Source organism: Pseudomonas sp. 910_21 (assembly GCF_052850735.1).
Map to the genome: position 1 here is coordinate 294536 of NZ_VXCY01000002.1, position 14769 is coordinate 309304.

The following is a 14769-nucleotide window of genomic DNA, read 5'->3' on the forward strand; positions in this document are numbered from 1 at the left end:
GCGGCTTTTGTATTTTCTGAATTAACGCAGTGGAGAGCCGCATGGTTCCCGTAATCGCCCTGGTGGGCCGACCTAACGTCGGCAAGTCCACCTTGTTCAACCGCCTGACTCGGACTCGCGACGCCATTGTCGGCGACCTGTCCGGTCTGACCCGTGATCGCCAATACGGTGAGGCCAAGTGGCAAGGGCGTACCTATATTCTGATCGACACCGGCGGTATCTCCGGTGACGAACATGGCATGGATGAAAAGATGGCCGAGCAGTCGCTGCTGGCCATCGAAGAAGCCGATGTGGTGTTGTTTTTGGTGGACGCCAAGGCCGGGTTTACCGCGGCCGACCAGATGATCGGCGAACACCTGCGCAAACGTAACAAGACCTCCTACGTGATCGCCAACAAGGTCGACAACATCGACCCGGACATGGCCCGTGCCGAGTTCGCGCCATTGGGCATGGGCGACGCTGTTCCGATCGCTGGTGCCCATGGCCGCGGCATCACCCAGATGCTGGAAATCGCCCTGAGCGAGTTCCCCAAGGATGACGCCGACGAGCCGGAAGAAGGCGAGGAAGAGATCGTCGCCGAAGGCGAGGAAGCCAAGCGCATTCCTGGCCCGAGCGAGAAAGACGGGATCAAGATCGCCATCATCGGTCGTCCCAACGTGGGTAAATCCACGCTGGTCAACCGCATGCTCGGTGAAGACCGGGTCATCGTCTACGACCAGCCCGGCACTACCCGCGACAGTATCTACATTCCGTTCGAACGTAACGACGAGAAGTACACGCTGATCGACACCGCCGGTGTGCGCAAGCGCGGCAAGATCCACGAGGAAGTTGAAAAGTTCTCGGTGGTCAAAACCCTGCAAGCGATCAAAGACGCCAACGTGGTGATCTTTGTCATGGACGCCCGGGAAGGCGTGGTAGACCACGACCTGAACCTGCTGGGCTTTGCCCTCGAAGCTGGTCGGGCCCTGGTGATTGCCCTGAACAAGTGGGACGGCATGCAGCCGAGCGAACGCGACTACGTGAAGACCGAGCTGCAACGCCGGTTGTTCTTCGTCGACTTCGCCGATATCCACTTCATCTCGGCCTTGCACGGTACCGGTGTGGGTAACCTCTACCAGTCGGTGCAGAACTCCTTCAAGTCGGCGGTCACCCGCTGGCCGACCAGCCGTCTGACGCAGATCCTCGAAGATGCCGTTGGCGAGCACGCACCGCCCATGGTCAACAACCGTCGGATCAAGCTGCGCTACGCCCACTTGGGGGGTGCTAACCCGCCGCTGATCGTGATTCACGGTAATCAGGTGGAGAAGGTACCGAAGTCCTACGTGCGTTACCTGGAAAACACCTACCGTCGCGTACTGAAGCTGGTGGGCACGCCGATTCGTATCGAGTTCAAGGGTGGCGAGAACCCGTACGAAGGCAACAAGAACACGCTGACCGACCGCCAGGTCAACAAGAAGCGTCGTTTGATGTCACACCACAAGAAGGCCGACAAGAAGCGCCGCGACAAGCGCTGAGCAACCGGGATTTGTGTGGGTAAGAGGGCGCTTTATGCGCCCTTTTTCATGCCCGGTGTTTGGGCTATTCTCGGGACCTCCCGCGCCGTCGTAGAGCCGGGTGTTCAGCAGGGAATCCTCATGATCACCAGTAAGCTGCCGAATGTCGGCACCACCATCTTCACGCAAATGTCCCAGCTCGCGGTTGAAACCGGAGCGCTCAACCTGTCCCAGGGCTTCCCTGATTTCGATGGTCCCCAAGCCTTGCGTGATGCGGTTGGGCGGCATATCGCCAATGGCCATAACCAGTACGCACCCATGACCGGCTTGCCGTCCCTGCGCCAACAGGTAGCGGCGAAAATCGCTCGCAGCTATGGCGTCGAGGTCAATGCCGACAGCGAAGTGACCATCACTCCGGGCGCCACCCAGGCCATTTTCTGTGCCATCCAGGCGGTGATTCAGCGCGGTGACGAGGTCATCGTTTTCGATCCCTGTTACGACAGTTATGAGCCGGCAGTGGAGCTGGCCGGTGGCCGTTGTGTGCATGTGCAACTGGGCCACGAGGACTTTGCCATCGACTGGCAGAAACTTGGCGAAGCCCTGAGTTCGCGTACGCGGATGATCATTCTCAACACGCCGCATAACCCCAGTGGTGCCTTGATCAGCCGTGCCGAACTGGACCAGTTGGCAGTGCTGATCCGTGATCGCGACATCTACCTGGTCAGCGATGAGGTCTATGAACATCTGGTGTTCGACGGCGTCCCCCATGTCAGCGTTTTGGCCCACGAGGAGCTGTATCAGCGGGCTTTCGTCGTCAGCTCCTTCGGCAAGACCTATCACGTGACGGGTTGGAAGACCGGTTATGTCATTGCTCCGCCGGCCCTGAGCGCCGAGCTGCGCAAGGTGCATCAATATGTCAGCTTCTGCGGCGTGACCCCTTTGCAGTACGCTCTGGCGGACTTCATGGCCGAATGCCCGGAACATGTCGAACAGCTGCCAGCCTTCTACCAGGCCAAGCGTGATCTGTTCTGCGATTTGCTGAGTCCTTCGCGCTTCAGCTTTACCCGGGTGGCCGGCACCTACTTTCAACTGGTGGACTATTCGCAGATTCGTCCAGACTTGAATGATGTCGACATGGCGATCTGGATGACCCGCGAACACGGCGTGGCAGCCATTCCGGTGTCGGTGTTCTATCAGCAGCCGCCTCAGGGGCAGCGTCTGGTTCGGCTGTGTTTTGCCAAGCGCGAGGAGACGCTGCGTCAGGCAGCGGAGAAACTATGCGTGATCTGAGTGCGTTACCCGATCTGAATCTGGCATTGATCCAGACTACCCTGGCCTGGCATGACCGCCAGGCCAATTTCGAGCATTTCGAGCAGTTGCTGGAGCAGGCCCGCGGTGCGGATCTGATCATTCTCCCGGAAATGTTCACCACCGGTTTCTCCATGGAATCCAGCACCCTGGCTGAGGCGGAGAACGGCCCCACCAGCAAATGGCTGCGCTGCCAGGCGAAGAAGCTCGATGCGGTGATCACTGGCAGTGTGATCATCCAGGCGGCGGACGGCAGCCACCGCAACCGCCTGTTGTGGGCACGTCCCGACGGCGAAGTCTGGCACTACGATAAGCGCCATTTGTTCCGCATGGCCGGCGAGCACAATCACTTCACCCCTGGCGAGCGCCAGGTGCAGTTCGAACTCAAGGGTTGGCGGATTCGTCCACTGATCTGCTATGACCTGCGCTTTCCGGTGTGGAGCCGCGATGCCCAGGACACTGATCTGCTGCTGTACACCGCCAACTGGCCCGGGGCTCGGCGGCTGCACTGGAACCGCTTGCTGCCGGCCCGGGCCATTGAAAACCTGTGCTATGTAGCTGCGGTGAACCGGGTGGGTACCGACGGTAAGGGCTTTGCCTATACCGGTGACAGCCAGGTGCTGGACTATCAGGGCGAGACCCTGCTCAGTGCCGGGGAGGCGGACGGGGTGTTCCAGGTACGTTTGAACGCCGGTGAGTTGGCCGCCTACCGAGCACGCTTTCCCGCGAATCTCGACGCCGATACCTTCAGGTTCACCTAGAAGGGCTGGGCCGCGGCTCTACACTTTTTTACAGGTTGCACATATCAAGCTTCAGGGATGAAGGCCGATAGGACGGACATTCAGGAGGAATCAGTCATGACCACCATCAATGCCAATGTCGTCAATCCTTACCCGCTGTCGGCACCGAAGACAGCGACCGGCGAAGCCGAAGACACCAGCCCGCTGGCGCCGGTTGCCCAGGGCAAGGACGGCGAAGACAAGGAGCTGCGGGTCAACTCTGCCGATGCCAGCATCGATGCGGTGAAAGGCGGAGGCGATCCGGTCAAGCAACTGCAGAAGCAGATCGAGCAGACCCAGAAGATCCTCGAGCAACAGCAGGCGCAGTTGGCCAGCACCGAGAAGGGCCAGGCCAGCGACGAGCAGAAAGCCCAGCAGGTGATGGAGATCCAGACCCAGATCGCCGTGACCAACAGCACTTTGCAAGTGTTGCAGGCAGCCTTGTTGCAGGCCATGTTCAGCGTCGACGTACATGCCTGAGGCGAGCGTCGCCGGTTGTTAGGTTAATGCCACATACAAAAAGGCCCCGAGGAGCAGGACTCCCCGGGGCCTTTTTTGTCAGGGCTGCTTAAGCGGCCTTGGCTTCCTGCTCGCTCAGGGAGCGGTTCAGGGCACTGAACAGCGCTTTGAAGCTGGCAGTGGTGATGTTTTCGTCGATACCAACACCGTGGACCGCACGTTCACCGTTGACCCGCAGTTCGATGTAGGCCGCGGCCTTGGCGTTGGTGCCCGCACCAATGGCGTGTTCGTTGTAGTCCATGATCTCTACAGGTATTGGCAGGCCGGCCACCAGGGCTTCCAGGGCGCCATTGCCCTTGCCACGCCAGTTCAGGTTGGTCTCGCCCTGGCCCTTGCTCGACACTTCCACTTCCACGGCGCTGTGGCCGTTTTCTTCCTGCAGGCGATGGCTGACCAGCGCGTACGGAGTGTTGGCCTGCAAGTATTCGCTGTGCAACAGCGCGTGGATTTGCTGGGCAGTCATCTCCAGACCCAGGCGGTCGGTTTCACGTTGCACCACCTGGCTGAACTCGATCTGCATGCGGCGCGGCAAGCTGATGCCGTATTCCTGTTCCAGCAGGTAGGCGATACCGCCTTTGCCCGACTGACTGTTGACGCGGATGACCGCCTCGTAGCTGCGACCGATGTCGGCCGGGTCGATCGGCAAGTACGGCACTTCCCACAAGCCATCGGCTTTCTGCTGGGCGAAGCCCTTGCGGATCGCGTCCTGGTGGGAACCGGAGAAGGCGGTGTGGACCAGGTCGCCAACATAAGGATGACGCGGATGCACGGCAATCTGGTTGCACTCTTCCACGACTTTGCGCACGCCGTCGATGTCGGAGAAGTCCAGTTCCGGGTTCACACCCTGGGTGTAGAGGTTCAAGGCTACGGTGACCAGATCGACGTTACCGGTACGTTCACCGTTGCCGAACAGGCAGCCTTCGACACGATCGGCGCCCGCCATCAGGCCCAGTTCGGTGGCGGCTACACCAGTGCCACGGTCGTTGTGGGTGTGCAGGCTGATGAGCACGCTGTCACGACGGTTGATGTGGCGGCAGAACCACTCGATCTGGTCGGCATAGATGTTTGGCGTCGCCACTTCAACGGTGGCCGGCAGGTTGAGGATCACCTTGTTGGTCGGCGTCGCGTTCCAGACTTCAACCACGGCGTCACAGACTTCCTTGGCGAACTCCAGTTCGGTGGCGCTGAAGGTTTCCGGCGAGTACTCGAACTGCCATTGGGTTTCCGGCTGCTGGGCGGCGTACTTGACGAACAGTTTGGCCGCGTTCACTGCGATCTCTTTCACCCCGGCCTTGTCCTGGTTGAAGACGATACGGCGGAACGAAGGGCTGGTGGCGTTGTACAGGTGGACGATGGCTTTCTTGGCGCCACGCAAGGATTCGAAGGTACGGGCGATCAGGTCTTCACGGGCCTGGGTCAGCACCTGGATGGTGGTGTCGTCCGGGATGTGGCCGCCTTCGATCAGGGTGCGCACGAAGTCGAAGTCGGTTTGCGAGGCCGCGGGGAACGAAGCCTCGATCTCTTTCACGCCGACGGCCACCAAGGTCTTCCAGAAACGCAGCTTCTTGACCGCATCCATCGGCTCGATCAGCGACTGGTTGCCATCACGCAAGTCCGAACTGCACCAGATCGGCGCGCTGGTGATGGTCTTCGACGGCCAGGTGCGGTCCGGCAAGTTGATGGTCGGGAACGCGCGGTACTTGGAGGATGGGTCTTTGAGCATGGTCATGGCGAAATCCTTATTGTCCGGGCCGAAAAGAGGCGGCCTACCGGTGAGTCAAGAGTGAGGTGTTGACGCAGGGGGATGAGGCACCGCGATTCAGCCTGGCAGTCGTGCGCTGACGAGGCAGAGGCTCCGGTGTTGACGACGCTGAATGAGGGTGTGAGAGGTTTTCATGTGCTCAACCCTAACCACTGAGGTGAGAGATGGCAAGCAGTCGAAAAAAATTGAGAGGAATACTCGAAATAGAAACTATATCGAGATTTTATGCTGCCTATTCTTTGAAAGAATACTAACGATTGCGCAGTCATGATGGCCTGCGCAATCCTCGTGGGAGCCGGCTTGCCGGCGATCAGGGTCCGGGATCAGGGTTGAAACGCCCCGATAAAGATCGCCGGATCCACCCGTGCATCGTTCAGGCTGATGTTCCAGTGCATATGCGGGCCGGTCGCGCGTCCGGTCGAACCCACCTTGCCCACCACTGCCCCACGGGCCAGGGACTGACCCACCTTCACGTCAATCTTCGACATGTGGCAGAACATGCTGATAAAGCCCTGGCCGTGGTCGACGAACACCGTGTTGCCATTGAAAAAGTAGTTGCCGGTCAGGATCACCTTGCCGGCCGCCGGGGTCTTGATCGGTGTGCCTGCCGGCACTGCGAAATCCAGGCCAGCGTGGGGGTTGCGCTCCTCGCCGTTGAAGAACCGGCGCACACCGAACTTGCTCGACAGCGGCCCGTTCACTGGCTTGTCCAGCAGCAGATTGCTCGGGGTGTTGGGGCTGAAGCTGCGATAGGCACGGAGCTGCTCTGCCAGTTCACCATCGATGCGTTTCAGGTCAGCCGGGTTCGGATTGACCTGGCGCTGGTTCTTCAGGGTGATGTGCTGCTCGGGGTACTTCTTACTGCCCACCACAAAGTTCAGGCTGCGGTTGCCGGCGCTGATCTGCTGGGTGCCTGGCTTGACCGTCAAGGGGATACCGACAATGGCCAGCCAGTTGTTCTGCTCCTTCACCACCAGCACGGGTTTGCCCTGGTAGCTGGCCTTGGGTGCCTGGGCTGCGCTGCCCAGGTCCACTACCGCCACGCCACCAGGCACGGGTTTGTTCAACAGGCGAGTGATGTAGCTATCGGCGTTGGCGTTGGCGTTGAAGGCCAGGCACAGCAACAGCAGGGAAGCGAGAAAACGCGGCATGGATCAGTCCAATAGAGAAAGAGTGACAGGCGTCAGGTGGTTGTCTTCGACTCGCACCTGCAGTTCGCCTTCGCCCAGGCGGGCGGTGAGGCGCTGGCCATTGCGGGTCTGGGCGGCAGTGCGGATGGCGTGGCCGCGGTCGTCCAGAAGAATGCTGTAGCCGCGCCCGAGGGTGGCCAGGGGGCTGACCACATGCAGGGTCTGCATCTGACTGTGCAACTGCAGGCGTCGGGCTTTCAGGCCTTCGCGCATGGCTCGGGGCAGGCGTTCGGCGAGGCTGTCCAGGCGCTGGCGCAACAGGGCCAGCTGCCGTCCTGGATGCTGGGCGCCGAGGCGGGTTTCCAGGCGGATCAGGCGCTCGCGACGGGTATTGAGGTTGCGCTCGAAGGCCCTGCGCATGCGCATATCCAGGTCATCCAGGCGTTGTGCTTGCTGACGCAGACGTTCGCCCGGATGGCGCAGGCGTCTGGCCAGGCCGTCCAGGCGTAAGCGGTCGCGCATCAGCCGGTCGCGGATGCGCATCACCAGGCGGCGATGCAGGCTCTCGACCCGGCGTTGCAGGTCACTGGAGTCGGGGGCCAGCAGTTCAGCGGCGGCCGAAGGGGTGGGGGCCCTTACGTCGGCGACGAAGTCGCTGATGGAGACGTCGGTTTCATGGCCGACGGCGCTGACGATCGGCGTTACGCAAGCATCGACCGCCCGGGCTACCGCCTCTTCGTTGAAGCACCAGAGGTCTTCCAGGGAGCCGCCACCCCGAGCCAGGATCAAGGCATCGAAGCCTCGGGCATCGGCCAATTGCAGGGCGCGGACGATCTGCGCCGTGGCCTCGCGACCCTGCACGGCCGTGGGGATCAACGTCAGTGCAACCTGGGGCGCTCGGCGGCGGAATACGCTGATGATGTCGCGGATCACCGCGCCGGTGGGCGAGCTGATAATGCCAATGCGTTGCGGATGGGCCGGTAACGCTACTTTGCGTTCGGCACTGAACAACCCTTCGGCGCTGAGCTTTTCCTTCAGCGCATCGAAAGCCAGACGCAGGGCGCCGTCACCGGCGGGCTCCACAGTGTCGAGAATCAGCTGATAGTCGCCGCGTCCCTCGAACAGCGAGACCTTGCCCCGGACCTTGACCGCCAGGCCGTCCTTCAGCGCTTGACGGACCCGCGCGGCATTCTGCCGGAACAGCGCACAGCGCACTTGGGCGCCGCTGTCCTTGAGGGTGAAGTACACATGGCCGGAAGCCGGGCGGGCAAGGTTGGAGATCTCGCCTTCGACCCAGATATTGCTGAACACATCCTCGAGCAGCACCCGAGCGCGGCCGTTGAGCTGGGTGACGGTGAGGACCTCGCGGTCCAGGCCGAGTCGTGCAAAGGGATCTTTAATCATGGGCTCAGTTTAAAGGGCTGTCTGGCAATGGAACAACGCAAATCGGCAGATCCAGGTGAGCACGCAAATGTTCGACGAACTGTGCCACCAGGGGCGTGGGTTGCTGACGATAGGCGAGGGCGACGGTGCTTTGGCAGTCGCTATCGGCCAGGGGCAAGAAGCGGACGCCGGCCGGGGCAATGTCCTGCATCGAGGCGGGCAGCAGGGCAATGCCGAACCCGGCCTGGATCAACTGCAACTGGGTGGTCTTGCGCGACATCACCCGCGCCGCCTTGGGAAAGAAACCCTGGCGCATGCACAGCTCGGCCGACAGGTAGCTCAAGCCGCCGCGCTGTGGATGAGGGATGGAGATAAAGGCCTGGTCCCTGAGCTGTGCCAGGTCCACCCCATGAGGCGCAGGGTCCAGTGCCAGCGGATGCTCCGCAGGCACTGCCAGCAGCAGCGGCTCACTGAACAACGGCACGATCTGTACGCCTTCCCGCTGGCGCAGTACCGGCAGGCGCAGCAGGCCGATATCCAGCCGGCCTTCGGCGAGTTCTTCCAATTGCCCCTCGGAGGACAGTTTGACCATGTCCATGGACGCTCCGGGGCAGGATTGCAGATAACCGCTGATGCCCTGCAGCAGGCGGCCGCTCATGGGCACGGTGCTGGAATGACTGAGCCGTAGCGTGCCCAATTGCCCCTGGCCCACCTGGGTGGCCAGTTCACTGGCCTTGTGCAGCTCGGTCAGCAGGTTGCGCGCCTTGGGGAAGAACGCCTCACCGGCGGCGGTCAACCGTGGCAGGCGTGCGGTGCGCTCGAACAGTGGGGTTTGCAGCTGGCTTTCCAGCTCCTTGATCTGCCGGCTGAGGGCCGATTGGGCGACGAACAGGCGCTCTGCCGCAGCACTGAAGCTGCCGCATTCGGCGATTTCCACGAAGTAGCGCAATTGACGGGTTGAAATCACAAGACATGCCTTTTTGTGATGAGTAGGCGACTTTGAAGATATTAGTCGCAAGGCTCGCTGCTGGCTAAAGTCGTTGCGTACTGACTAAGGAAGTTGCAGTGATGAGTGTGATCATCGAGGGTTTGAACCAGTGGTCTTTCGGTCCGGGCGGTTGGCTGGTCATCGGTCTGGGGATCGCGCTGGCGTACGTGGTTTTTGGCATTGCCGGTTTCGGCACGGCGCTGGTGGCGGGGCCGATCCTGATCCTGTTCATGCCGTTGTCGAAAATCGTGCCGCTATTGGTGTTGCTCGACTTTGTCGCGGCCTTCGGCAACCTGCTGCCGTCGCGCAAGGATGTGGCCAAGCCCGAGTTGTTGCGCTTGCTGCCGTGCATGGCGCTGGGTTGTACCTTGGGGGTGATCTTTTTGCTCAACCTCAAGTCCGATTTGTTGCTTCTATTAATGGGGCTGTTTATCAGCGCTTATGCCGTTTACAGCTTGTGGGTTAAGGCGCGTCCCACACGCTTGGCGGTGGGGTGGTCAGTGCCCATGGGGATTGTCGGCGGGATGTTTGGTGCCTTGTTCGGCAGTGGCGGCTTTCTATATGCCATTTACCTGAACAGCCGTTTGCCCAAGGACCCGGCCCGGGCCACCCAGAGTGCGTTGATCAGTTGCAGCACCGTGGTGCGTCTGAGTCTGTTTGCCGTGGCCGGGGTGTATGCCGAGTTGCCGCTGTTGCTCTTGGCTGGGTGTTTGCTGCCGGCGATGGCGTTGGGCTTGTGGGTGGGACGGCGCTTGACCATGAGGCTGTCTCGGGAAGCTTTTGTGCGCCTGGTGACCTGGTTGGTGCTGGCCAGTGGTGTTGCCTTGATCGGGCGCTACCTGAGCACTTGACCTACGAGGTTCAGGGATTAAGCTGCGGGCCTTTAAATCTGTTCGCCTGCCCGCCGGCTCCTACAATTAATGCTAGGCGCCGGCTAGCCGGCGAAAGCGTTCGTACCGTCCCAGCATGTTCCAGGCTTATCCATGAATTCGCAAAGCATCCTCGTCCCGAAAATTTCCACCCTGCCGGTGCACGAGCCCCGGGCTCGGGCCATTGTGCGTTGGCTGGTGCGCAAGAATATCGTCGAGGAAACCCTGAGCACCTGTGGGCGTACCGGCAATCGCATGGGCCATGCCATTGCCGCCGGTGCCCGGGACGTTGTGCTGCGCCCGGACGCACTGCCTTTTGGCGAGCCGATCAATGGCCTGGAGATCATCACCAAGCGTTGCATCTATACCCCGGCCAGAGGCTTTCTCGAAGAAGCCGGCTGCGCCGAGTGTCGCCAGGAAGTGGGCGAAGCGCTGTTCGAGAGCCTGGAAGACTGGATGCCCGGGCGGACCGACAACTTTACCTGCCCCGAATGCGGTCATGAAGATGACATCAACGGGTTTCTGTTCCTGCAGGCCTGTGGTTTTTCCAACCTGGGGTTCATCTTCAACAACTGGGCAGAGGCGGGCTTCAAACAGAGCTTTATCGACGAATTTGCCGATTGGCTGGATCAGCCAGTGAGTTGGGTGAAGGTCGAGCTGTAGCGTGGCGATATCTCCATCTATCACTCCAGCGATATTAGACAGAGTTTTACATTGAGCCCGGGTAGGTGTCTGAGTATAATGGCGCGCTTCCATTTTCCCGCCCGGGAGCCCCCGCGATGCTGCGTATCAGCCAAGAAGCCCTCACCTTCGACGACATCCTCTTAGTGCCCGGTTATTCCGAAGTACTGCCTAATGAGGTCAGTCTAAAGACCCGTTTGACCCGTGGCATCGAGCTGAATATTCCACTGGTTTCCGCCGCCATGGACACCGTCACTGAAGCCCGTCTGGCAATTGCCATGGCTCAGGAAGGCGGCATCGGCATCATCCACAAGAACATGACCATCGAGCAGCAAGCTGCCGAAGTGCGCAAGGTCAAGCGTTTCGAAGCCGGTGTGGTCAAAGACCCCATCACCATCGAAGCCGACGCCACCGTACGTGATCTGCTCGAACTGACCAGCATGCACAACATCTCCGGTGTGCCCGTGCTGCACAACGGCGATCTGGTGGGCATCGTGACTTCCCGCGACGTGCGTTTCGAAAGCCGTCTGGAAGTCAGCGTCCGCGAAGTGATGACGCCTAAAGAGCGTCTGGTCACGGTCAAGGAAGGCGCCGACAAGACCGCCGTCCGTGAACTGCTGCACAAGCACCGCATCGAACGCGTACTGATCGTCGACGACGCCTTCGCCCTCAAGGGCATGATGACCGTCAACGACATCGAGAAAGCCAAGGCTTACCCACTGGCCAGCAAGGACGATCAAGGTCGTCTGCGTGTAGGCGCTGCAGTCGGCACTGGTAAAGACACGGGCGATCGCGTTGCTGCGCTGGTCAACGCCGGTGTCGATGTGGTGGTGGTAGACACCGCCCACGGTCATTCCAAAGGTGTGATCGACCGCGTTCGCTGGGTCAAAGAGAACTTCCCTGAAGTCCAGGTGATCGGTGGCAACATCGCTACCGGCGCTGCAGCCAAGGCTCTGGCCGAAGCTGGCGCTGACGCCGTCAAGGTCGGTATTGGCCCTGGCTCGATCTGCACCACCCGTATCGTTGCCGGTGTTGGCGTGCCGCAAATCAGCGCGATCGCCAATGTTGCAGCAGCACTGGTCGGCACGGGCGTTCCTTTGATCGCCGACGGCGGTATCCGTTTCTCCGGTGACCTGTCCAAGGCCATCGTGGCCGGTGCCTCCTGCGTGATGATGGGTTCGATGTTCGCCGGTACCGAAGAGGCGCCGGGCGAGATCGAACTGTTCCAGGGGCGTTCCTACAAGGCTTACCGTGGCATGGGTTCCCTGGGCGCCATGTCCCAGGCCCAGGGCTCTTCCGATCGCTACTTCCAGGACTCCTCCGCGGGTGCCGAGAAGCTGGTGCCGGAAGGTATCGAAGGTCGCGTGCCGTACAAGGGCACCCTGACCGCGATCATCCATCAACTGATGGGTGGCCTGCGTTCTTCCATGGGCTACACCGGTAGCGCCAACATCGAAGAAATGCGCACCAAGCCGGAGTTTGTCCGCATCACCGGCGCCGGCATGGCTGAATCCCACGTCCACGACGTGCAGATCACCAAGGAAGCGCCAAACTATCGCGTAGGTTGATAGTGATCGCCTCCAGGCTCAGGCCCGGAGGCGATTGACGAATTTAGTAACCGGGGCTGTGTTTTTCAGCCCCGTGTCGTTTCTGAAATTAGACGAGACTGACCATGGCCCTCGACATTCACGCTCACCGTATCCTGATCCTCGACTTCGGTTCCCAGTACACCCAATTGATCGCCCGCCGCGTGCGCGAGATCGGTGTCTACTGTGAACTGCATCCGTTCGACATGGACGACGAAGCGATCCGCGAATTCGCTCCCAAAGGTGTCATCCTCGCCGGCGGTCCCGAGTCCGTGCACGAAGCCAACAGCCCTCGCTGCCCGCAAGCGGTATTCGACCTGGGCGTTCCGGTCTTCGGCATCTGCTACGGCATGCAGACCATGGCCGAGCAACTGGGCGGCAAGGTCGAAGGTTCCGAACTGCGTGAATTCGGTTATGCCCGCGTTGATGTGGTCGGCAAGAGCCGCCTGCTGGACGGCATCGAAGACCACGTCGACGCCGATGGCCTGTTCGGCCTCGACGTATGGATGAGCCACGGTGACAAAGTCACCAAGATGCCGGAAGACTTCCACATCCTGGCCAGCACCCCGAGCTGCCCGATTGCCGGCATGTTCAACGACGACCTGCGCTACTACGGCGTGCAGTTCCACCCGGAAGTGACCCACACCAAGCAGGGCGGCCGCATCCTGTCGCGCTTCATCCTCGACATCTGCGGCTGTGAAGCACTGTGGACGCCGTCGAAGATCGCCGAAGACGCGATTGCCCAGATCCGTGCCCAAGTCGGCACCGACAACGTCCTGTTGGGCCTGTCCGGCGGCGTCGATTCCTCCGTGGTCGCGGCCCTGCTGCACAAGGCCATCGGCGACCAGCTGACCTGCGTCTTCGTCGACAACGGCCTGCTGCGCCTGCACGAAGGTGAGCAAGTGATGGCCATGTTCGCCGAGAACATGGGCGTCAAGGTGATCCGCGCCAACGCCGAGGAGCAGTTCCTGGGCAACCTGGCCGGCGAAGCCGACCCGGAGAAGAAGCGCAAGATCATCGGCCGTACTTTCATCGATGTGTTCGATGCCGAATCCTGCAAGCTGGAAAACATCAAGTACCTGGCTCAAGGCACCATCTACCCGGACGTGATCGAGTCGGCTGGCGCGAAAAGCGGCAAGGCCCACGTGATCAAGTCGCACCACAACGTGGGCGGCCTGCCGGAAGAAATGAACCTCAAGCTGGTTGAACCGCTGCGCGAGCTGTTCAAGGACGAAGTCCGCCGTCTGGGCCTGGAGCTGGGCCTGCCGTACGACATGGTCTACCGTCACCCGTTCCCGGGCCCGGGCCTGGGCGTGCGCATCCTTGGTGAAGTGAAGAAGGAATACGCCGACCTGCTGCGTCGTGCCGACCACATCTTCATCGAAGAACTGCGCAAGGCCGACTGGTACCACAAGGTCAGCCAGGCATTCGTAGTGTTCCAGCCAGTGAAATCCGTCGGCGTGGTCGGCGATGGCCGCCGTTACGCCTGGGTCGTGGCCCTGCGCGCCGTGGAAACCATCGACTTCATGACCGCACGTTGGGCGCACCTGCCTTACGAGCTGCTGGAAACCGTCAGCGGCCGGATCATCAACGAAATCGAAGGCATCTCCCGCGTCACTTACGACGTGTCGAGCAAGCCGCCGGCCACGATTGAGTGGGAGTGATCGGGGCCGAGTGATCGGCGCTTGATCCATTCGCGGTAAACAATGGCGATCGGGACCTTGGGGTGTCGATCGCCATTGTCGTTTCTGGGGGATTGAATCCGTTACACATCGACATTTGTGTTGCAGAACCTTTAGAAGCGGCGCTTTTTCGCCTTCCGGCAATATCACGTAAGACATGTTCGGCGCTCTGTCCCGGGCTTCTCTCTACCCTTGGGTCTTCCCCCGCTGTTTTTACTGCGGCTTGTTCGTGGTGCGGGTTTGATCGGATTGCTTAAGGTTGTCAGTTGACAACCGTGCATGGCTGGCGATACTGGAGGCTACGGATGGCTCGTGCAACTCATCCCAAGAAGGATATTGAAATGGCCCTGCGCTACGCCGAATGGCAGGGCTGGCGCATTGAGGTCGGCGGCGGCCATGCCTGGGGCCGGATCTACTGCCCGTACAACAACGAGGTGTGTCGCTGTGGCGAGTTCTGCATTACCAGCGTGTGGCGCACGCCGAAGAACCCAAGCCAGCACGCTCGGGCGCTATGCCGGGTGATCGACAACTGCACCCTGAACCAGCTGCGTGGGGCCAGGGCCCCGGCAGCCCGCAAGGAGTAAGGACC

At 60.8% G+C, this 14769-nt stretch carries 13 protein-coding genes; 9 read left to right on the plus strand and 4 right to left on the minus strand.

Annotated elements, in window-relative coordinates; genetic code table 11:
* Window positions 1-41 precede the first annotated feature (41 nt).
* The 4 genes from der (at window position 42) to FW796_RS06455 (ending at window position 4060) form a co-directional block, all read left to right on the plus strand.
* Window positions 42-1514: a ribosome biogenesis GTPase Der gene (gene der / locus FW796_RS06440; RefSeq protein WP_346633961.1), complete on the plus strand. Its 1473-nt coding sequence runs from the start codon at window positions 42-44 to the stop codon at window positions 1512-1514.
* 120 nt (window positions 1515-1634) lie between these two features.
* Window positions 1635-2783 (plus strand): pyridoxal phosphate-dependent aminotransferase, encoded by a 1149-nt coding sequence (locus FW796_RS06445; protein ID WP_404937589.1) that lies wholly within the window; start codon window positions 1635-1637, stop codon window positions 2781-2783.
* A complete protein-coding gene (locus FW796_RS06450; RefSeq protein ID WP_123724695.1) occupies window positions 2771-3562 on the plus strand; it encodes an amidohydrolase in 792 nt (263 codons plus the stop codon). Before FW796_RS06445 ends, FW796_RS06450 begins: the two co-directional genes overlap by 13 nt.
* Window positions 3563-3658: 96 nt before the next feature.
* Window positions 3659-4060, plus strand: coding sequence for a hypothetical protein (locus FW796_RS06455; RefSeq protein WP_346633964.1), 402 nt, complete (start codon window positions 3659-3661; stop codon window positions 4058-4060).
* Window positions 4061-4148: 88 nt separating this feature from the next.
* On the opposite strand, the gene leuA is transcribed toward FW796_RS06455, so the two are convergent.
* The 4 genes from leuA to FW796_RS06475 all read right to left on the minus strand — a co-directional run bounded on the left by leuA (window position 4149) and on the right by FW796_RS06475 (window position 9341).
* A complete protein-coding gene (gene leuA / locus FW796_RS06460; RefSeq protein ID WP_346633965.1) occupies window positions 4149-5828 on the minus strand; it encodes a 2-isopropylmalate synthase in 1680 nt (559 codons plus the stop codon).
* 356 nt (window positions 5829-6184) lie between these two features.
* On the minus strand, window positions 6185-7012 hold the full coding sequence (locus FW796_RS06465; RefSeq protein ID WP_446439154.1) for a peptidoglycan DD-metalloendopeptidase family protein: 828 nt from the start codon (window positions 7010-7012) through the stop codon (window positions 6185-6187).
* Between the two features lie 3 nt (window positions 7013-7015).
* Window positions 7016-8395 carry an exodeoxyribonuclease VII large subunit gene (gene xseA, locus FW796_RS06470; protein ID WP_346633967.1) on the minus strand — a complete coding sequence of 460 codons (1380 nt, stop codon included), beginning with the start codon at window positions 8393-8395 and terminating at the stop codon, window positions 7016-7018.
* A 4-nt stretch (window positions 8396-8399) separates the two neighbouring features.
* Window positions 8400-9341 (minus strand): LysR family transcriptional regulator, encoded by a 942-nt coding sequence (locus FW796_RS06475; protein WP_404937587.1) that lies wholly within the window; start codon window positions 9339-9341, stop codon window positions 8400-8402.
* A 101-nt stretch (window positions 9342-9442) separates the two neighbouring features.
* Here FW796_RS06475 and FW796_RS06480 point away from each other — a divergent pair, with 101 nt between their 5' ends.
* The 5 genes from FW796_RS06480 (at window position 9443) to FW796_RS06500 (ending at window position 14764) form a co-directional block, all read left to right on the plus strand.
* The gene (locus tag FW796_RS06480; protein ID WP_404937586.1) at window positions 9443-10213 is read left to right on the plus strand and encodes a sulfite exporter TauE/SafE family protein; all 771 of its coding nucleotides are present in this window, start codon (window positions 9443-9445) and stop codon (window positions 10211-10213) included.
* Between the two features lie 132 nt (window positions 10214-10345).
* Window positions 10346-10894: a sugar ABC transporter ATPase gene (locus tag FW796_RS06485; RefSeq protein ID WP_346633970.1), complete on the plus strand. Its 549-nt coding sequence runs from the start codon at window positions 10346-10348 to the stop codon at window positions 10892-10894.
* Between the two features lie 116 nt (window positions 10895-11010).
* The gene (guaB, locus tag FW796_RS06490) at window positions 11011-12480 is read left to right on the plus strand and encodes an IMP dehydrogenase (protein ID WP_025129573.1); all 1470 of its coding nucleotides are present in this window, start codon (window positions 11011-11013) and stop codon (window positions 12478-12480) included.
* 104 nt (window positions 12481-12584) lie between these two features.
* Complete coding sequence (gene guaA / locus FW796_RS06495; RefSeq protein ID WP_025129574.1) at window positions 12585-14162, plus strand: glutamine-hydrolyzing GMP synthase; 1578 nt, start codon at window positions 12585-12587, stop codon at window positions 14160-14162.
* Between the two features lie 323 nt (window positions 14163-14485).
* Window positions 14486-14764, plus strand: a complete 279-nt coding sequence (locus FW796_RS06500) for a hypothetical protein (protein ID WP_346633971.1) — start codon at window positions 14486-14488, stop codon at window positions 14762-14764.
* Window positions 14765-14769: the final 5 nt, after the last annotated feature.